Genomic DNA, 17187 nt, shown 5'->3' with positions numbered 1-17187 from the left:
GCTGGTCGTAGGAGCACTAACCGATGGGCGAGGGGTACGCATGACCGACACCGGCCAGGTCCCGGGCGAGGGACTGCCGGAGAACGCAGGCATGGTGGAGCAGCCGGGCGCCCCCGCGCACGGTTCGTACACCTACCTCTCCGAGCCCGAGACCACCGTGGAGGACGACGACCTGCTGCTGTTGCCGGGCGCCCAGGGCGCCTGGGGCAACGAGGTCGCCCCGCCCGCGCCGGAGCCGGTCGCCGAGACCGTGCACGAGCCGGGTCCGCACGAGATCTCCGGCCGCGACAGCGGCTCGGTCGACCTCGGCGGCGTCCGGCTGCCCGACCCTCCGCCGATCCCGCCCGTCACCCCCCGCCGCCCGCTGCACCTCGGCCCGCCGCTGCCCGACAGCTCCGCCAGCCCGGTCCGCTCGCTCGCCGACCGCGGCCCCGCGGACGCGCCGCTGCGACAGCCCGCGCCGCAGCCGGCGGGACCCGAGTACCTCGACGCCCCGCGCGCCCCGGAGATGCCCTCGCACCCGGCGGCGCCCTGGGACGCGCAGGTCACCCACCAGGCCCAGGTGGGCACAGGGGCGGCCCCTGCGGAAACGGTTGTTCCGGAAGCACAGCCGGTGCCCGCGGCCGTCGCGACCAGTGTGGCGACGGAGGCGGCGGAGCAGGGCGTCCACGCCGAGCAGCCCGCGCAGGCCGTCCCGGAGCAGGACGTCCCTGTGCAGGTGGCTGAGGCCGAGGCGGGGGCCGTTTCCGCGCCCGGACCGATTCCGGGGGAGGTGCCGGTCGTGGACGGGTCTGGTCAGGACGGTTCTGCTGAGGACGGTGAGCCGGGGCTTGCCGCCGGTTCTCCCGAGGTTCCCGGACCGGGTGCCGTCGGCGGCTTCGCCGATGCCGGCCATCAGGTTCCGGCGGCTGCCGCGGAGCAGGACGTGATCTCCGCTCCCTTCGCCGAGGCCGTACCGGCCCCTGAAGCGGTTCCGTTCCCGGAGGCCGCCAGTGGGCCCGAGGCCGGTGCGGTGGAGGCGGCCGGTGTTCCCGAGGCGCCCGCAGTCGCTCCCGAGGCAGTCGCTCCCGAGGCCGTTGCTCAGGTGCCGACCGAGGTTGTCGGCCCCGAGGCCGCCGCACCCGGCCCGGTGGACGAGGCCGCTCCCGAGGCCGTAGCGCAGCAGCCGGACGCCCTCGGCCTCGAGGCCCCCGCGCCGGTTGCCGAGCCGATCGTCCCGCAGGCCGCGCCCGCTCCTCAGGCAACTGCCCCCGAGACGACGGCTCCACAAGCCGCCACTCCCACCCCCGAGACGCCGGCTCCGGTGACCCCGGCCCCGGTCGCCGACGCACCGGAGACAGCAGCCGCACCGGCTCAGCCTCCCGCGGCACCGGTCCCTGCCCAAGTCGCCGAGACACCCGCGCCCGAAGCGCCCGCCGAGGCCCTCGCACCGCCCCAGGCACCGGAGGCAGTCGAGCCCGCCCCTGTGGCCGAGGCAGTCGAGCCCGCCCCCGTGGCCGAGGAGGTCGCTCCCGAGCCCGCCCCCACGGTCGAGGATGTCGCCCCCGAGCCCACGCCCGAGCCGGTGACCCCCACGCCCGAGAGCACGGACGTCCCCCCGGCATCCGCCGAGGACGTCACCGTCGTACTCCCCGAGCCGATCGCGGACGAGAAGCCGGACGAGAAGCCGGACCAGCAGGCAGACGAGAAGACGGACGAGCCGAGCATGCAGCCCGTCCAGGGCCCGCAGCAGTCCCAGCCGCCCGCCGCCCCCGAGCCCGCACAGCCCGAGCCCGCACAGCCCGAGGCGCCGGAGCCGCCGGCCCCCGTCGCCACCGTCCCCGCACCGCGCGACGGCGACGCCGAACTCGCGCAGAACGCCGACGACCTGGACACCCGGGCCGCCGACCAGGAAGACTTGGCCGACCAGGCACGTCACGACGAGGAGAGCGCGGCGCCAGTGGCAGAGGCACGACAGTCCACCGGCCCCGCCGCCCCCGCCTACGACGCCGCCGAGCGCGAGGCCGTACTGAAGGTCATGCGCGAACGCCGCGACATCCGCAACGGCTTCCGCAGCGACCCGATCCCGCACGAGGTGCTGCTCCGTGTCCTGGAGGCCGCCCACCACGCGCCCTCCGTCGGCCACTCACAGCCCTGGGACTTCGTCGTCATCCGCTCCGCCGACACCCGGCGCGCGATGCACGAACTGGCGATGCGTCAGCGCGACGCGTACGCCAAGTCCCTTCCCAAGGGCCGGGCGAAGCAGTTCAAGGAACTGAAGATCGAGGCCATCCTCGACACCCCGGTGAACATCGTCGTCACCGCGGACCCGACCCGCGGCGGCCGCCACACCCTCGGCCGTCACACCCAGCCCCAGATGGCGCCGTACTCGGCGGCCCTGGCCGTGGAGAACCTCTGGCTCGCCGCCCGCGCCGAAGGCCTCGGCGTCGGCTGGGTCAGTTTCTTCGACGAGCGCGAGATGGTCCGCGCCCTCGGCCTGCCCGAGCACCTCGAAGTCATCGCCTATCTGTGCGTCGGTTACGTCGACGAGTTCCCTGACGAGCCCGAGCTGCTGCAGGCGGGCTGGTCCAAGCGCCGCCCGCTGTCCTGGGTCGTGCACGAGGAGACGTACGGCCGCCGCGCACTGCCCGGAGAGGAACCGCACGACCTGCTCGCCGAGACCGTCGCGCAGATCCGCCCGCTGGACGCCAAGGCGCTCGGCGAGGCGTGGGAGCGCCAGAAGCGCATGACCAAGCCGGCCGGTGCGCTGGGCATGCTGGAGATCATCTCCGCACAGCTGTCCGGCCTGTCCCGCCAGTGCCCGCCGCCCATCCCGGAGCCCGCGGCCGTCGCGATCTTCGCCGGCGACCACGGCGTGCACGCCCAGGGGGTGACCCCCTGGCCGCAGGAGGTCACGGCCCAGATGGTGGCCAACTTCCTGGGCGGCGGCGCCGTCTGCAACGCCTTCGCCACCCAGGTGGGCGCCGAGGTCTGCATCGTCGACGTGGGCGTCGCCGCCGACCTCCCGGCCACCCCGGGGCTGCTGCCCCGCAAGGTCCGGGCCGGTACGTCCGACCTGACGACCGGGCCCGCGATGACCCGCGAGGAGGCCAAGCAGGCCATCGAGGTCGGCATCGAGACCGCCCGTGACCTGGTCGCCGCCGGCAACAAGGCCCTGCTCACCGGCGAGATGGGCATCGCCAACACGACCGCGTCCGCCGCCCTGATCTCCGTCTTCACGGGTGCGGACCCGGCCGAGGTCACGGGCCGGGGCACCGGCATCAACGACGAGACCCTCGCCCGCAAGACGGAGGTCGTCCGCCGCGCGCTGGAACTCCACCAGCCGGACCCGGCCGACCCGATCGGCGTGCTCGCCGCGATCGGCGGCTTCGAGCACGCCGCCATCGTCGGCCTCCTCCTGGGCGGCGCCTCCCTGCGTACGCCGGTGATCCTGGACGGCGTCAGCGCCGGCGCCGCCGCCCTGGTGGCCCGCGCGATCGCCCCCGAGGTCCTGGCCGCCTGCATCGCCGGTCACCGCAGCGCCGAGCCGGGCCATGTCGCGGCGCTCAACAAGCTGGGCCTGCGCCCCCTGGTCGACCTCGACCTCCGCCTGGGCGAGGGCACGGGCGCCCTGCTGGCCCTGCCCCTGGTCCAGAGCACGGCCCGGGCGATGCACGAGGTGGCGACGTTCGACTCGGCGGGAGTCACTGAGAAGTAGGTGCCGAGGGCGGCCCCGGTGCTCAGCCACTGGACCACCGGAGCCGTCCTGACGCCCGCCCATTAAAATTCGCACGTCAGGGCTACCGCACCGCCGTCAACAGGAGCCGCACCCCCATGGCCGAACACCCCGCCTACCCCGTAGGCCTCCGCCTCACCGGCCGCCGCGTGGTCGTTCTCGGCGGCGGCCAGGTCGCCCAGCGCCGCCTCCCGGCGCTGATCGCGGCAGGCGCGGACATCATCCTCGTGTCGCCCAGCGCCACCCCCTCCGTCGAAGCCATGGCGGACGCCGGCGAGATCACCTGGCAGCGGCGCCGCTATGAGGAAGGCGACCTCGAGAACGCCTGGTACGCCCTCATCGCCACCGGTGACACGGAGGCGAACACCCGGGCCTCCGCCGAGGCGGAGCGCCGCCGCGTCTGGTGCGTCCGCTCCGACGACGCCGACGAGGCGACGGCCTGGACCCCGGCCACCGGCCACAGCGAGGGCGTCACGGTCGCCGTCCTCACCACGGACGCCAAGGGGCGAGACCCCCGCCACACCGCCGCCATCCGCGACGCGGTCGTGGAGGGCCTGCGCGACGGCACGCTCGTCGCCCCGCACCACCGCACCCGCACTCCCGGAGTCGCCCTGGTCGGCGGCGGCCCCGGCGACCCGGACCTGATCACGGTCCGCGGCCGCCGCCTGCTCGCCGAGGCGGACGTCGTCATCGCGGACCGCCTCGGCCCGCGCGACCTCCTCGCCGAACTCCCGCCCCATGTCGAGGTGATCGACGCGGCGAAGATCCCCTACGGTCGCTTCATGGCCCAGGAGGCCATCAACAGCGCGCTGATCGAGCACGCGAAGCAGGGCAAGTCGGTCGTCCGCCTGAAGGGCGGCGACCCCTATGTCTTCGGCCGCGGCATGGAGGAGCTCCAGGCCCTCGCCGAGGTCGGCATCCCGTGCACGGTCGTCCCCGGGATCTCCAGCTCCATCTCGGTCCCCAGCGCGGCCGGCATCCCGGTCACCCACCGCGGCGTAGCCCATGAGTTCACCGTGGTCAGCGGCCATGTCGCGCCCGACGACGAGCGCTCCCTGGTCGACTGGCCGTCCCTGGCCAGGCTGACCGGCACGCTGGTGATCCTGATGGGCGTCGACAAGATCGGAAAGATCGCCGAGACGCTCGTCGCGCACGGAAAGCCGGCCGACACTCCTGTCGCCCTCGTCCAGGAGGGCACGACGGCCGCCCAGCGACGGGTCGACGCGACCCTCGCGACGGTCGCGGAGGCGGTCCGTAGCGAGGACGTGAAGCCCCCGGCGGTGATCGTCATCGGCGAGGTCGTGAAGGTCGGCCCCACAGCTGCCGCACCCCGCGAGTAACCCCGGGTAACACAAACCGTACCGAGCCGTTGGCACCGCACCCAGGACAAGGCAGTATCACCCTGTGGCCGATCTCATCACCGTCGACGATCCCGACGACCCGCGCCTCTCCGACTACACCGGCCTGACCGACGTGGAACTGCGCCGCAAGCGCGAACCCGCCGAGGGCCTGTTCATCGCCGAGGGCGAGAAGGTCATCCGAAGGGCCAAGGAAGCGGGCTACGAGATGCGGTCCATGCTGCTCTCGGCCAAGTGGGTCGACGTCATGCGTGACGTCATCGACGAGCTCCCGGCCCCGGTCTACGCGGTCAGCCCGGAACTGGCCGAGCAGGTCACCGGCTACCACGTGCACCGGGGCGCGCTCGCCTCCATGCAGCGCAAGCCCCTGCCCACGGCGGCCGACCTCCTGAGGACCACCCGCCGCGTCGTGATCATGGAGTCGGTCAACGACCACACCAACATCGGCGCGATCTTCCGCTCGGCCGCCGCCCTCGGCATGGACGCGGTCCTGCTCTCCCCGGACTGCGCCGACCCCCTCTACCGCCGCAGCGTGAAGGTCTCCATGGGCGCGGTCTTCTCCGTCCCGTACGCCCGTCTGGACACCTGGCCCAAGGGTCTGGAGTCGGTCCGCGAGGCCGGCTTCACGCTGCTCGCCCTCACCCCCGACGAGAAGGCCCGGCCTCTCGACGAGGCCGCCCCGCACACCATGGACCGCGTGGCCCTGATGCTCGGTGCCGAGGGCGACGGCCTGTCCACCCAGGCCCTGGTCGCCGCCGACGAGTGGGTCCGCATCCCCATGTCCCACGGCGTCGACTCCCTCAACGTGGGCGCGGCGGCGGCCGTGGCCTTCTACGCCGTGGCCACCGGCCGCCCTCAGGTCTAGGAACAGCGGCAAGGCCGAGCAGGGGCGAGGTCGGCGAGGCCCGTCAGCTGCGAGTCGTACCGTCCGGCCGCGCGGGTACGTCGTCCAGCGGCTGCGACCGGTGGACCTGCTGCTCCCGTACGCCGCCTCCGTCGCCGCCGAGTCCCCGCGCCGGGCCCTGACAGCCCTGCACCAGGGCGATGCCGATCGCCACCAGCAGCGTGACCACGACGAACACGAACAGCCGCTGCCGCAGCAACCGTGGATTGGCGGGCCGCAGCCCGGTCCCCGTTCTGGACGGACGCCCGGTGCCGCTGTGCGGGGCGGGGCGGCTGCCGCTGCCCGACCGGGTCCCGTTGCGCCCGGTGGGCGTCGGCCGCCCACCGGACCGCGCCGACGCGCCGCGGCCGCGCGCCGGAGTCCTGCCCCGGTTCGCGCCACCCGCCTGCCGGCTTCCGTTCCCGCTGCCCGCCTGTCGGCTTCCGCCCCGGGCACCGGCTCCGCCCTGGGAAGTCGTACCGTCCGCGGACGGAACCCCGTCCCGGGACTGGGAGGAACCCCGGGGTGGGGGAGTGCCCCGGCCCCGCTGCGCCCCGGCCCCCGCCGCACCCTGCTGTCCCTGCGGACGCCGGGCCCGCTCGGGGTAGGTGTCGACGGGCCGGTCGGTCTCCGCGCCGCGCGGCGCGGGCGGCCGAACCCCGGCGAGGTCCTGTGCCTCCCGGGCCGCGATCTCCTTGAGCCGCAGCGACAGTTGGAGCGTGCTGGGCCGCTCCTCGGGGTCCTTCGCCAGGCACGCCCGGACGAGCGGAGCCAGGGCGTCGGGCACGCCGTGCAGCTGCGCCTCCTCGTGCACGACGCGGTACAGCATCACCTCGGAACTGCCGTGTCCGAACGGTGAGTCGCCCATCGAGGAGTACGCGAGCGTGGCACCCAGCGAGAACACGTCAGTGGCCGGGGTGACGGCCGCCCCGCGCACCTGCTCCGGTGCGAGGAAGCCCGGCGAGCCGACCGCGGTGCCGACGTGGGTGAGCGTCGAGGCGCCGGTGGCCCAGGCGATGCCGAAGTCGATGATCCGCGGCCCCTTCGGGGACAGCAGGATGTTGGACGGCTTCAGGTCCCGGTGCACGACCCCTGCCTCATGTACGGCGACCAGGCCCTCCGAGAGGGCGGCCCCGACGGCCGCGACATCGGCGGCGCCGAGCGGTCCCTCGGCGGCGATCTTGTCGTGCAGGGAGGGCCCCGGTACGTACTGTGTGGCGAACCAGGGCCGGTCCGCCTCCAGGTCCGCGGCCACGAGCCGGGCCGTGCAGCCGCCGCGGATCCGCCGCGCCGCCGAGACCTCACGCGCGAAGCGCGAGCGGAACTCCTGATCCTCCGCCAGGTCAGGGCGGATGACCTTGAGCGCGACCCGTTGCCCCTTCTTGTCGGAGCCCAGGTAGACCACGCCCATCCCGCCCGCGCCGAGCCGTCTGTGAAGCCTGAACGAGCCGACGACGCGCGGGTCCTCGCGCCTCAGGCGCATCATCGCCATGTTCATCCCCGCTGCCCGGTCCTGTGACGAGCCACAGCTTACGTTTCCACGGCCGCCCACGCGCAGAGGCCGCGCCCTCTCGGGCCGATGGATTGTCAGTGGTGGGTGGGAGACTTGAAGTGTGGTCAGGGGGCGTGCGGACAGGCCGTGTTCACACGGGGGGCGACCCCAACCGCCTGCCACGGAAGGGGGATTGGACCCATGAAGGGTGACCGTGTGGAGATAGTCGTGGACGCCGGTGACACGACGCGCACATACGAGGTGGTGGCGAGCAGGGCGGGCCGCAGGGTGGAGACGGCGGTACGTCGAGGTGTCGTAGAAGTGAGCGAAGTCACCCGAAGCGGGACTGTCGTGCGTACGGCCCGCTTCATGGCGAACCGGGTGCTGGCACTGGTGGAACAGCCGATTCCGCGGGAGGAAAGCTCGGACAAAGCTGGATGAGCCAGGCATCCCGTCGGGGAAGACCCTGAGACCCGGCTCTCCGTCTCCACCCAGGGGAGTACATCGCAGGTGGCGGCTCATCCTCCGGGAGGCCCGGCAATCGGTACGAGGGCATGACGCCCGGAGAGGGCCGGACACCTAGATTTGAGGTCAAGCGGCGGGTGTAGCACTCGTCCCCCGAGGTCAGACGCCCGCCGCTGCCAAACGACAACTGAGAACGGTCAGGAGAGGGACCATGGCCCACACGGCACCGCGGACGCTGGTCCGCACGCGGGAGCGCATCACGCTCCGGCCCCGCCGCACGGGCCGCCGCCACCCCCTGGTGGCGACGCTGATGGCCCTTCCCCTGGCGGTCCTGCTCCTCCTCGTCTTCGACGGGTGGGAGACAGTGGCCACACAGGCGTCGTCCGTGGGAGAGATGCTGGGGCGCTGAGCGGCGACCCCAGGCCCGGAAGAGCGGTCCGGGCGGGGACATCCACCCATGAAACCCCGTGGGGACGGGGGTGCGGCGGACGGCAAAAATGCCGGCGCAGCTGGGGAGCTGCGCCGGCATTGCTTTTCTCGGGCTCAGCTGCGGGCATGCGTGCCGCCAGGGGCGGCACGGGTGGGCGCAGCGGCACCTCGTCGCGCCGAGCTGCGCACCCACCCGGTTCAGCACCAACGCCCAGCACTTGGCCCCGACAGGTCTTACGGCAAGGCCCACACCCCCACGTACCCTCACCCCGTGACCCCCGCCCCCCTCCTGGCCGACCTCACCGCCAAGGCTCGAGCAGCCGCCCACGCCCGCTCGTCGTCCTGCACCTGCGGAACGGCCACCCTCGCGGACCGCCCCGACGCAACGGTCGTCCGCCACGCCGGTACCGTCGCGAAGGCCCACCCCCCGGAGTCCGACCCCACCGAACTGACCAGCCGCCTCGAGGTAGCAACCCGCCACCCCGAGATCCTCCTGGCACCGCTCACTCCCACCCCGGCCGACCTGCACGGCAGACTCGTGACGTTCTGGCCGTACGGAACCCCCGTGGATCCGGACGACCCGGACGCCGCGCCCTGGGAAGCGGCCGCCGCACTCCTCGCCCGGCTCCACCGCACCCCCGCCCCCGACGCCCTCCCCACCATGCGAGGCCCCGCCAAGGCGGCCCGGGCCATCGACAAGCTCCGGAACGCCGCCCCGCACCCCGCCGCCGCCCCGGTCCTGCGAGCCTGGGACACCCTCCCCTCCTGGGCCCGTGCCGAGGCCCCGATGCCGGGCACCCGCACCCTCTGTCACGGCGACCTCCACCTCGGCCAGCTCATACGCCACCCCGCCCCCGAAGGCCCCTGGCTGCTGATAGACGTCGACGACCTCGGTGTCGGCGTCCCTGCCTGGGATCTCGCCCGCCCCGCCGCCTGGTACGCCTGCGGACTGCTCCTGCCCGAGGAATGGGCCCGCTTCCTCGCCGCCTACCGGGAGGCCGGCGGCCCGGCCGTACCCGCCGACGGCGACCCCTGGCCCGCTCTCGACGTCCCCGCTCGCGCCCTCACCGCACAGACCGCGGCCCGGGCCGTCGCCAAGGCGGCCGCGGCCGGCCGCGACCTGGACGAGGTCGAGCGGTTGGTCGTAGACGCCTGTGACCGAATGGCTACCCTCCCGCCGCAGTTGGCGCAGGAGCACGCGAAGTAGGGTGCAACCGACCATGGCGGGACAGAGTCTGTCCTGGCGAGACACGAAGCAGGACCGACCGGCGAGGAGTTGAACCACCATGCAGTGTCCGAAGTGCCGTGCGCCCATGCACACGTACAACCGCAACGGTGTCCAGATCGAGCAGTGCAGCGGCTGCCGCGGGATCTTTCTCGACTACGGCGAGCTGGAGTCGCTGACCCGCCTGGAGTCCCAGTGGTCGCAGGGCGCGCCGCCGCCCCCGCCCGCCCCGCAGGCCTACCCCGCCCCTCCGGCCCCCGCCTGGGGCGCTCCGCACGGCGGCCACGGTCATCACGGCGGCCACGGCCACCACGGTCACCACCGCAACAAGGGCTTCGGGCACATGCTGTTCTCGTCGTGACGCACGTGTCGTGACATGGATCGCGACACGACAGGAGCCCCCGGCCGCGAACGGCCGGGGGCTCCTGTGTGGTGTGGACGATACTGGGATTGAACCAGTGACCTCTTCCGTGTCAGGGAAGCGCTCTCCCGCTGAGCTAATCGTCCTCGGGACCATGGCCACTCGGTGGAGCGGATCATGGGCACTGCGTGCGCGATACTGGGATTGAACCAGTGACCTCTTCCGTGTCAGGGAAGCGCTCTCCCGCTGAGCTAATCGCGCGGGTTCGGATCTTCGAGCAGATCCAGTGGACGATACTGGGATTGAACCAGTGACCTCTTCCGTGTCAGGGAAGCGCTCTCCCGCTGAGCTAATCGTCCTTGGAGGTGGAGACGGGATTTGAACCCGTGTAGACGGCTTTGCAGGCCGTTGCCTCGCCTCTCGGCCACTCCACCAGGAGTGTAGGGGGCCGGGAAGCCCCCTGTTCCTGCGAGCGGACGACCAGGTTCGAACTGGCGACCTCAACCTTGGCAAGGTTGCGCTCTACCAACTGAGCTACGTCCGCTTGTCGTTTCCGGCCCGCTCTCGCGGCCCGGCGACGTGTTGAACTCTAGCGGATTCCGGGGCCAGCACAAAAACGCGTTTGTGCAGCGTGCTGCGCTTCCCCTGCTCAGGGATGCCGTGGAGCCTCCGGAAGGGACATCCTCCGGTCACCCCCAGGACACCGCCATAGACTCGACTGTGTGTCCGAGCTCCCTCCTCTGGCCCGCTTCGGCGACCGCGTCGCCACCGGCCTCCTCGACGTCACCGACGATCCCGAAGCCCTGGAATCCAGCGGCTTCTGGGCCGTCTGCGCCGACTTCGAGGGCCGTCTGACCTGCGCCCGCTTCAGGGACGTGCGGGAGCGGCCCGTGCCCGCACCCGTGCCCGGCGCCTGGCGTGCGCCGGCGGCGGACGACTGGACGTCCTCGCTCGGCCACGCCGCGTACACGGCAGCCGTACGGCGGATCCGCGAGCACATCGCGGCCGGTGAGGTCTACCAGGCGAATCTGTGCCGGGTGCTGTCCGCGCCCGTCGCACCCGGTGCCGACGTGGACGCCCTCACCGCGCTGCTGGCCCGCGGCAACCCGGCACCGTATGCAGGAACGATCCGCCTGCCCGGTCACGGTGTGGAGATCGCCACCGCGTCGCCCGAACTCTTCCTGCGGCGTGACGGGCGGGTCGTCGAGTCCGGACCCATCAAGGGCACCGGCCGCACCGAGGCGGACCTGCTGGAGAAGGACTACGCCGAGAACGTGATGATCGTGGACCTGGTCCGCAACGACATCGGAAGGGTCTGTGCCACGGGCAGTGTGACGGTGCCCGATCTGTGTGCCCTCGAGAAGCATCCGGGGCTGGTCCATCTCGTGTCGACCGTCCGTGGTGAGCTGAGGGAGGGGGCCGGCTGGGCCGAGCTGCTCGGCGCGGCCTTTCCGCCCGGTTCGGTCACCGGCGCGCCCAAGTCGAGCGCCCTGCGGATCATCGACGCGCTGGAGACGGCGCCCAGAGGGCCGTACTGCGGGGGGATCGGGTGGGTGGACGCCGACCGGCAGGCCGGTGAGCTGGCCGTCGGGATCCGTACGTTCTGGATCGACCGGGCCGACGGTGTGTTGCGCTTCGGTACCGGTGCCGGCATCACCTGGGGCTCGGATCCCGAGGGGGAGTGGCAGGAGACCGAGCTGAAGGCCGCCCGGCTGCTCGCGATAGCGTCGGGAGGGTATGTGGTGAATGGAGAGGACCTGACGTGAAGATCTGGCTCGACGGCGGGCTGCAGGACAGCGAGTCCGCCCGCGTCTCCGTCTTCGATCACGGACTGACCGTGGGCGACGGCATCTTCGAGACGGTGAAGTCCGTGGACGGCAGGCCGTTCGCGCTCACCCGGCACCTCGACCGGCTGACCCGGTCGGCGCGCGGCCTCGGCCTGCCCGACCCCGACCACGACGAGGTGCGGCGCGCCTGTGCCGCCGTCCTCGAGGCCAACCCCGCGCCGCTCGGCCGCCTCCGGATCACCTACACCGGCGGCCACGGCCCGCTCGGTTCCGATCGCGGCGAGCACGGCCCGACCCTCGTCGTCGCCCTCGGCGCGACGCACCGGCGCCCCGACTCCACCGCCGTGATCACCGTCCCCTGGACCCGCAACGAGCGCGGCGCTCTCACCGGCCTGAAGACCACCTCGTACGCGGAGAACGTCGTGGCCCTCGCCCGCGCCCGCGAACGGGACGCGTCCGAGGCCCTGTTCGGCAACACGGCGGGACAGCTCTGCGAGGGCACGGGGTCCAACGTCTTCGTCGTCCTCGACGGCGAGATCCACACCCCGCCGGTCGCCTCGGGCTGTCTCGCGGGCATCACGCGCGCGTTGGCGATCGCGTGGACCGGTGCCCGGGAGACCGATCTGCCGCTGGACGTGCTGGAACGGGCCGATGAGGTCTTCCTGACGTCCACGCTGCGGGACGTGCAGGCCGTGCACCGCGTCGACGACCGTGAGCTGCCGGGCGCGCCCGGCCCGGTGACCGCCAAGGCCATGCGGATCTTCGACGAGCGCTCCGGGCACGACCTGGATCCCTGACAGCCCTCGCATATTCGGCTGCCCCGGGGCCTTGTTGCGGGTAGAACACCCCTGATGACCACGACCCTGCGGCCGACCGAGCCGCTTCAGCAGAACGCCGACGGGACGCGCTCACGCCGCTTCCAGGTGTGTGTGAACAGCCGTCCCGTGGGGGCGATACACCTCGGCACGCATCCCGTGTTCGGCGACGCGGTGGCCCGGATCATGAAGCTGCGCATCGAGGAACCGGACCGCAGACGCGGCCGGGGCACGGTGGCCGCGCTCGCCGCCGAGGAGGTGGCGCGCGGCTGGGGGTGCCGGCGCATCGAGGCGACAGTGCCCGCCGACGCCGAGCCGGCGTTCCGGCTCGCCACCGCGCTCGGCTACGTCGTGCGCAACCGCGGCATGGAGAAGCAGCTCGGCGACACCCCGCCGGAACTGCCGCAGGGCAGCCGGGCCCGGTCCATGACCGAGGCGGAGTTCGGCCCCTGGCTGGAGAAGGGCAAGGAGCACTACGCGCAGAGCTGGATCGAGCGGGGCGTGCCGGAGGCCGAGGCCTGGGCCAAGTCGGAGCGGGACCACGCCACCCTGCTGCCCGACGGCCTCGCCACTCCCGGCATGCCGATCAGCGTCCTGGAACACCAGGGGACACGGGTGGGCACGCTGTGGCTCGGGGTGCGCAAGGACAACGCCTTCGTCTTCGACGTCGAGACCGAGGCCGCCCACCGGGGGAAGGGGCACGGCCGCACCCTCCTGCTGCTGGCCGAGGCCCAGACGCTCGCCGAGGGCAGACGGACCATCGGCCTCAACGTCTTCGCCGGCAACACCCCGGCCGAACGGCTCTATGCGTCCCTCGGCTACGAGGATCGGCAGTACGCCATGTACAAGCCGCTGGTGTAGGGGCCGGGCGGGGCCGGGTCAGCCCTGTTCCTGTCCGGCCAGCAGCCGGTCCGCGATCTCCTCGATGCGCTCGCGCAGCCCCTCCTGGCTCTTGCCGCCGTCGAGCCGCTCGCCGTCGATGACGTAGGTCGGGGTGCCGGTCACGCCGATCGCCTTGCCCTCGGCCTGGTCGGCGTCCACGATCAGGATGTGCCGGCCGTCGATCAGCGCGGTGTCGAACTCCTCGGCGTCCAGGCCCAGTTCGCCGGCCACCTCGACCAGGAAGGGTTCTCCCTTACGGGCCAGCTCCTCCACCCGTTCCAGCAGGGCCTCGGCGTACGGCCATCCCCGGCCCTGCTCCCATGCCTCCTCCGCGGCCTGGGCGGCGGCGAAGGCGTGCTTGTTCTTCTCCAGGGGGAAGTGCCGCAGCCGCACCTCCAGACGGTCGCCGTAGCGGGCGCGCAGCGATCGGAGGTCGTCCAGCGCGGTGCGGCAGTCCGGGCACTGGAGGTCGCACCAGATCTCGAGGACGGCGGCGGTGGACGGGGCAGGGGAGGAGTCGCTCATGCCGACAGTCTTCCAGCCCGTGCACCTGCACCGGCACCTGCGGAGGAGGCGACCCGGAGATCTCCCTGATGTAGGGGCGAGGCATGGCCCGCCGGGGTGCGGCGGGTGCAGGATGGAAGGGACGAAGTGCCCCTGCCCGACCGCGCCACGCCTGGAGGACCGGATGATTGCCGAGACCGTCTGCTCCGCCGTGTCCGCGGCAGGCCTGGGCATTGCGGCCATCACGGCGTACCGCAAGCGTTTCCTCGCCGCGGCCCGTATCGCGGCGTACTCGCTCGTGCCGATCGGCCTGGTGATGACGGGAGTCGTCGAATGGCTGGCCGACACCGCGTTCAGCCCGACCGCCTGGGCCGGCTTCGGAGTGCTGGGCCTCGCGTGGGCGCTGTTCGCGACCACCCGCGTCGTGGAGCGCCGCCGCGGCGGCACCCGCAAGGAGCGTAGAGCGGCCCGCGCGGCGGCCGGTCCCGAGGCGGTGGCCCCGGCGGCCTCGGCGCCCTCCCTGGGACAGGGCGGGCAGGGCTCCCGCACGGCTGCCTCCCGGCCCGCGGCGTCGTCCCGGGGAGAGGACGACTTCAGCGACATCGAGGCCATCCTCAAGAAGCACGGCATATGACGGCCGGCCGCGCGCCGGACTGAATCGTCACAGTGGGTCCCACGGCGCGCGGAAATGATCACAACATGAACCGGACCTCACGGAATCAGCGCACTCCCGCACGGAACGAGGGTGCTGATCGCGCCTGGCGGTGCGACTGCGCCATCATCGCCGCGAGATGCTGGACACGACGAGACAGAGCGACCCCGCGCCGCCGCAGGACGAGCCACGTGGTTGTCTCTTCGCCCTTTCCCAGCCACCGCTGATGATCTTCCTTGCGGTGATCGGGTGTCTGCTGCTCATGGCCTCGTTGCATGATCTGCTGTGGCTGTGAGCCTTACCCGCGGTACCCGGCGTCACCCGCCGGGGCCGCGTCGGCATCGATGGGCTTCTGCCCCCCCCTGTCTCGGCGACGGCTGTCAGCCGGCCGCCTCCTTGCGGCGCGCCCGGTACGCGGCCACGTGCAGACGGTTACCGCAGGTGCGGCTGTCGCAGTACCGCCGGGAGCGATTGCGGGAGAGATCGACGAAGGCACGGCGGCAGTCGGGCGCCTCGCACCGCCGCAGCCGCTCCTGCTCCCCGGCGACCACGAAGAAGGCCAGCGCCATCCCGCAGTCGGCCGCCAGGTGGTCGGCGACGGAGGCACCCGGCGCGAAGTAGTGCACATGCCAGTCGTAGCCGTCGTGGTCCGTGAGCCGGGGTGTGGTGCCGGCGGCCGCGACCAGCTCGTTGATCACCCCGGCTGCGGCCCTGGCGTCGGGGGCGGCGAAGACGGCGGCGAACCGCCCGCGGATCTTCCGCACCGCGGAGAGGTCGAACTCCGAGAGCACGCCGACGTCGCTGATCTCGTGGTTGCCCACGAAGTCCGTGAGCGTCGCCACGTCCGGCAGCCCGTCCGCTGCCGTGTCGTCCTCCGGTGCGGTGTTCACCAGATCGACCACGGTGTCGAGGGCGCACCGGGTGTCGTGGGTGATCAGCACGATTTGCTCCCTGGCCTGGGGGTCGGGCAGGCGCCCGCCGATGCTGGCCGATGGTAATGGCTCCGCATCCACCGGACGGCCCTCATGCCCGCACATGGCTTCGAATAGAACGCCGCCGGGCCCGCCATGGTTCCCGCTTACCGACAGTGACGACGGCGGTTCCCGTCACCTCCCCGATCTCCCCGCCGGCACACATGGACCGGCGCCGGCTCCGCGTGGTCCGCGGTGCCGACGCCGGTGTATCCCGTATGCGGTTGTCCAAGCCCGAGCCGTCTCCCCGAGTCGTCGGCGCCGGGCGGCTTTGTGAGGGCCTCGCCCTAGCTTTCCGCCAGGATGTGCGAGAGCTCCTGATCGAGGTCGAAGTGCCGGTGCTCCGTGCCGGGCGGCACGGCGGCGTCGGTCCGCTTCAGGAAGGACTCCAGGGCCCGTGCCGGGGCCTCGAGCAGGGCCTCGCCCTCCGGTGAGCTCAGGGCGATGCACACGACGCCCTGGCCGTGACTGCGCGACGGCCAGACGCGGACGTCGCCGGTGCCGGTAGGGCGGTGAAGTCCCTCGGCGAGGAGGTCGCGGGCGAACACCCACTCGACGGTTTCCTCGGCTCCGGTGTGGAAGGTGGCGTGCACGGCGTAGGGGTCGGCCGTGTCGTACCGCAGGCCTGCGGGGACAGGCAGGGAGGACTCGCTCGACACAACGAGGCGCAGGTGCAGCTCGCAGCTGACCGTGGTGTTCATAAGCGCCAGGGCCTTTCGCTCAGTGTGCGCTCGGGGATTCGCACGTCGGCGAAATCGACATGCCACCTACGGTGCCGTTGTAAACCCCTCTGAGTGTTTTGCGTGCCTTTACGTAACTCTTCCGGCCGAGAGATCGTTCGCGTCGTGCGTCCATTCCGGTGACTGGTTTCGCTCGGGTAGTGTTTGGCCGTATGAATACGGGGAGTAACGAGCCGGGCGAGGTGGCCGTGGCGTCGGACGAGACGGGGACGGACGAGGTGCACAGCGAGCAAGAGCGGGGGCTTGGCTCGCGGGCGCCGGAATTCATCAAAGCGCGCCGGGCGCTGCACGTGAGCTGGCAGGTCGGGGTTTTCATCATCGGGCTCGCGGTCGTGGTGGCCGGCATCATCATGCTGCCCCTGCCGGGGCCGGGGTGGGTCGTGATCTTCGGTGGCATGGCGATCTGGGCGACCGAGTTCGTGTGGGCCCAGCTGGTGCTCCGCTGGACCAAGCGGAAGGTCACCGAGGCGGCGCAGCGCGCCCTCGATCCCAAAGTGCGGCGCCGGAACATCATCCTGACGACCATCGGGCTGGTGATCGTGGCCGTACTGGTCGGTATCTATCTGTGGAAGTTCGGCATAGTCATGCCGTGGAAGATCAAGGACCAGTGAGTCCGCGCGGGGGTGCCGGGGTCGGCCTTGTGCTGGTCACAGGCACCCCCTGACATGGGGTAATGTTCTTTCTGCGTCCGGGCGATTAGCTCAGTGGGAGAGCGCTTCGTTCACACCGAAGAGGTCACTGGTTCGAACCCAGTATCGCCCACCCGGATCGACGGCCCACCTACGGTAATGCGGGTGGGCCGTTGTCGTTGTGTGTGCCTGCGGCGCCTGTGCGGGTGTGGTGGGGGTGGGCGTAGCGCCTAGTCGCCGGGGGTGGGTCGGGGCCGTGTCGGGGGGTGTCCGTCCTCG

Annotated in this window: 17 protein-coding genes and 6 tRNA genes; 14 read left to right on the top strand and 9 right to left on the bottom strand. The window is 72.2% G+C overall.

What is annotated here, in order from left to right:
* Window positions 1–40 precede the first annotated feature (40 nt).
* The 3 genes from cobT to ACFT32_RS36255 all read left to right on the top strand — a co-directional run bounded on the left by cobT (window position 41) and on the right by ACFT32_RS36255 (window position 5938).
* Window positions 41–3697: a nicotinate-nucleotide--dimethylbenzimidazole phosphoribosyltransferase gene (cobT, locus tag ACFT32_RS36265; RefSeq protein WP_382497695.1), complete on the top strand. Its 3657-nt coding sequence runs from the start codon at window positions 41–43 to the stop codon at window positions 3695–3697.
* 116 nt (window positions 3698–3813) lie between these two features.
* Complete coding sequence (cobA, locus tag ACFT32_RS36260; protein WP_382497693.1) at window positions 3814–5055, top strand: uroporphyrinogen-III C-methyltransferase; 1242 nt, start codon at window positions 3814–3816, stop codon at window positions 5053–5055.
* 64 nt (window positions 5056–5119) lie between these two features.
* Window positions 5120–5938 carry a TrmH family RNA methyltransferase gene (locus tag ACFT32_RS36255; RefSeq protein WP_382497691.1) on the top strand — a complete coding sequence of 273 codons (819 nt, stop codon included), beginning with the start codon at window positions 5120–5122 and terminating at the stop codon, window positions 5936–5938.
* A gap of 43 nt (window positions 5939–5981) precedes the next feature.
* Here the strand turns inward: ACFT32_RS36255 and ACFT32_RS36250 are convergent, their stop codons facing one another.
* Window positions 5982–7454 (bottom strand): protein kinase, encoded by a 1473-nt coding sequence (locus ACFT32_RS36250; protein WP_382497689.1) that lies wholly within the window; start codon window positions 7452–7454, stop codon window positions 5982–5984.
* Between the two features lie 195 nt (window positions 7455–7649).
* Here ACFT32_RS36250 and ACFT32_RS36245 point away from each other — a divergent pair, with 195 nt between their 5' ends.
* From ACFT32_RS36245 to ACFT32_RS36230, 4 genes are all read left to right on the top strand, one after another.
* Complete coding sequence (locus ACFT32_RS36245; RefSeq protein ID WP_184981801.1) at window positions 7650–7889, top strand: hypothetical protein; 240 nt, start codon at window positions 7650–7652, stop codon at window positions 7887–7889.
* Window positions 7890–8124: 235 nt separating this feature from the next.
* Window positions 8125–8322, top strand: a complete 198-nt coding sequence (locus ACFT32_RS36240; protein ID WP_382497687.1) for a hypothetical protein — start codon at window positions 8125–8127, stop codon at window positions 8320–8322.
* 291 nt (window positions 8323–8613) lie between these two features.
* On the top strand, window positions 8614–9549 hold the full coding sequence (locus ACFT32_RS36235) for a phosphotransferase family protein (protein WP_382497686.1): 936 nt from the start codon (window positions 8614–8616) through the stop codon (window positions 9547–9549).
* A gap of 79 nt (window positions 9550–9628) precedes the next feature.
* Window positions 9629–9928 (top strand): zf-TFIIB domain-containing protein, encoded by a 300-nt coding sequence (locus ACFT32_RS36230; protein WP_193480248.1) that lies wholly within the window; start codon window positions 9629–9631, stop codon window positions 9926–9928.
* Window positions 9929–10002: 74 nt separating this feature from the next.
* Here the strand turns inward: ACFT32_RS36230 and ACFT32_RS36225 are convergent.
* The 5 genes from ACFT32_RS36225 to ACFT32_RS36205 all read right to left on the bottom strand — a co-directional run bounded on the left by ACFT32_RS36225 (window position 10003) and on the right by ACFT32_RS36205 (window position 10472).
* A tRNA-Val gene (locus ACFT32_RS36225) sits at window positions 10003–10074 on the bottom strand.
* A 43-nt stretch (window positions 10075–10117) separates the two neighbouring features.
* Window positions 10118–10189 (bottom strand) — tRNA-Val (locus ACFT32_RS36220).
* 26 nt (window positions 10190–10215) lie between these two features.
* A tRNA-Val gene (locus ACFT32_RS36215) sits at window positions 10216–10287 on the bottom strand.
* 1 nt (window position 10288) lies between these two features.
* Window positions 10289–10362: transfer RNA gene (locus ACFT32_RS36210), tRNA-Cys, on the bottom strand.
* A gap of 37 nt (window positions 10363–10399) precedes the next feature.
* A tRNA-Gly gene (locus ACFT32_RS36205) sits at window positions 10400–10472 on the bottom strand.
* A 178-nt stretch (window positions 10473–10650) separates the two neighbouring features.
* On the opposite strand from ACFT32_RS36205, the gene ACFT32_RS36200 reads away from it, so the two are divergent.
* The 3 genes from ACFT32_RS36200 to ACFT32_RS36190 are packed head-to-tail and all read left to right on the top strand — an operon-like array spanning window position 10651 to window position 13391.
* Window positions 10651–11694, top strand: a complete 1044-nt coding sequence (locus tag ACFT32_RS36200; RefSeq protein WP_382497684.1) for a chorismate-binding protein — start codon at window positions 10651–10653, stop codon at window positions 11692–11694.
* A complete protein-coding gene (locus ACFT32_RS36195; RefSeq protein ID WP_382497682.1) occupies window positions 11691–12512 on the top strand; it encodes an aminotransferase class IV in 822 nt (273 codons plus the stop codon). The genes ACFT32_RS36200 and ACFT32_RS36195 overlap by 4 nt, the downstream gene beginning before the upstream one ends.
* A 54-nt stretch (window positions 12513–12566) precedes the next feature.
* Window positions 12567–13391 (top strand): GNAT family N-acetyltransferase, encoded by an 825-nt coding sequence (locus ACFT32_RS36190; RefSeq protein WP_382497680.1) that lies wholly within the window; start codon window positions 12567–12569, stop codon window positions 13389–13391.
* An 18-nt stretch (window positions 13392–13409) separates the two neighbouring features.
* Here the strand turns inward: ACFT32_RS36190 and ACFT32_RS36185 are convergent, their stop codons facing one another.
* On the bottom strand, window positions 13410–13937 hold the full coding sequence (locus ACFT32_RS36185) for a DsbA family protein (protein WP_382497678.1): 528 nt from the start codon (window positions 13935–13937) through the stop codon (window positions 13410–13412).
* Between the two features lie 163 nt (window positions 13938–14100).
* Between ACFT32_RS36185 and ACFT32_RS36180 the strand changes: the two genes are divergently transcribed.
* The gene (locus ACFT32_RS36180) at window positions 14101–14550 is read left to right on the top strand and encodes a hypothetical protein (RefSeq protein WP_382497676.1); all 450 of its coding nucleotides are present in this window, start codon (window positions 14101–14103) and stop codon (window positions 14548–14550) included.
* A 157-nt stretch (window positions 14551–14707) separates the two neighbouring features.
* Window positions 14708–14863 carry a hypothetical protein gene (locus ACFT32_RS36175; RefSeq protein ID WP_382497674.1) on the top strand — a complete coding sequence of 52 codons (156 nt, stop codon included), beginning with the start codon at window positions 14708–14710 and terminating at the stop codon, window positions 14861–14863.
* 85 nt (window positions 14864–14948) lie between these two features.
* On the opposite strand, the gene ACFT32_RS36170 is transcribed toward ACFT32_RS36175, so the two are convergent.
* Window positions 14949–15509 carry a CGNR zinc finger domain-containing protein gene (locus ACFT32_RS36170; RefSeq protein WP_382497672.1) on the bottom strand — a complete coding sequence of 187 codons (561 nt, stop codon included), beginning with the start codon at window positions 15507–15509 and terminating at the stop codon, window positions 14949–14951.
* 317 nt (window positions 15510–15826) lie between these two features.
* Window positions 15827–16240, bottom strand: coding sequence for an SsgA family sporulation/cell division regulator (locus ACFT32_RS36165; RefSeq protein WP_004002642.1), 414 nt, complete (start codon window positions 16238–16240; stop codon window positions 15827–15829).
* 191 nt (window positions 16241–16431) lie between these two features.
* On the opposite strand from ACFT32_RS36165, the gene ACFT32_RS36160 reads away from it, so the two are divergent.
* Both ACFT32_RS36160 and ACFT32_RS36155 read left to right on the top strand, forming a co-directional pair.
* The gene (locus ACFT32_RS36160) at window positions 16432–16890 is read left to right on the top strand and encodes a TIGR02611 family protein (protein ID WP_382497670.1); all 459 of its coding nucleotides are present in this window, start codon (window positions 16432–16434) and stop codon (window positions 16888–16890) included.
* 79 nt (window positions 16891–16969) lie between these two features.
* Window positions 16970–17041: transfer RNA gene (locus ACFT32_RS36155), tRNA-Val, on the top strand.
* Window positions 17042–17187 lie beyond the last annotated feature (146 nt).

The sequence above is a fragment of the Streptomyces sp. NPDC057002 genome (assembly GCF_042673825.1).
In the GTDB taxonomy this organism is placed as follows: domain Bacteria; phylum Actinomycetota; class Actinomycetes; order Streptomycetales; family Streptomycetaceae; genus Streptomyces.
The sequence above is the reverse complement of the archived record's forward strand: the minus strand, read 5'-3'. Positions and strand labels throughout refer to the sequence as shown.

Coding starts and splice junctions, on each gene's coding strand:
- cobT (WP_382497695.1), top strand. CDS start 41: ATGACCGACACCGGCCAGGTCCCGGGCGAGGGACTGCCGGAGAACGCA.
- cobA (WP_382497693.1), top strand. CDS start 3,814: ATGGCCGAACACCCCGCCTACCCCGTAGGCCTCCGCCTCACCGGCCGC.
- ACFT32_RS36250 (WP_382497689.1), bottom strand. CDS start 7,454: ATGAACATGGCGATGATGCGCCTGAGGCGCGAGGACCCGCGCGTCGTC.
- ACFT32_RS36245 (WP_184981801.1), top strand. CDS start 7,650: ATGAAGGGTGACCGTGTGGAGATAGTCGTGGACGCCGGTGACACGACG.
- ACFT32_RS36240 (WP_382497687.1), top strand. CDS start 8,125: ATGGCCCACACGGCACCGCGGACGCTGGTCCGCACGCGGGAGCGCATC.
- ACFT32_RS36230 (WP_193480248.1), top strand. CDS start 9,629: ATGCAGTGTCCGAAGTGCCGTGCGCCCATGCACACGTACAACCGCAAC.
- ACFT32_RS36190 (WP_382497680.1), top strand. CDS start 12,567: ATGACCACGACCCTGCGGCCGACCGAGCCGCTTCAGCAGAACGCCGAC.
- ACFT32_RS36185 (WP_382497678.1), bottom strand. CDS start 13,937: ATGAGCGACTCCTCCCCTGCCCCGTCCACCGCCGCCGTCCTCGAGATC.
- ACFT32_RS36180 (WP_382497676.1), top strand. CDS start 14,101: ATGATTGCCGAGACCGTCTGCTCCGCCGTGTCCGCGGCAGGCCTGGGC.
- ACFT32_RS36175 (WP_382497674.1), top strand. CDS start 14,708: ATGCTGGACACGACGAGACAGAGCGACCCCGCGCCGCCGCAGGACGAG.
- ACFT32_RS36165 (WP_004002642.1), bottom strand. CDS start 16,240: ATGAACACCACGGTCAGCTGCGAGCTGCACCTGCGCCTCGTTGTGTCG.
- ACFT32_RS36160 (WP_382497670.1), top strand. CDS start 16,432: ATGAATACGGGGAGTAACGAGCCGGGCGAGGTGGCCGTGGCGTCGGAC.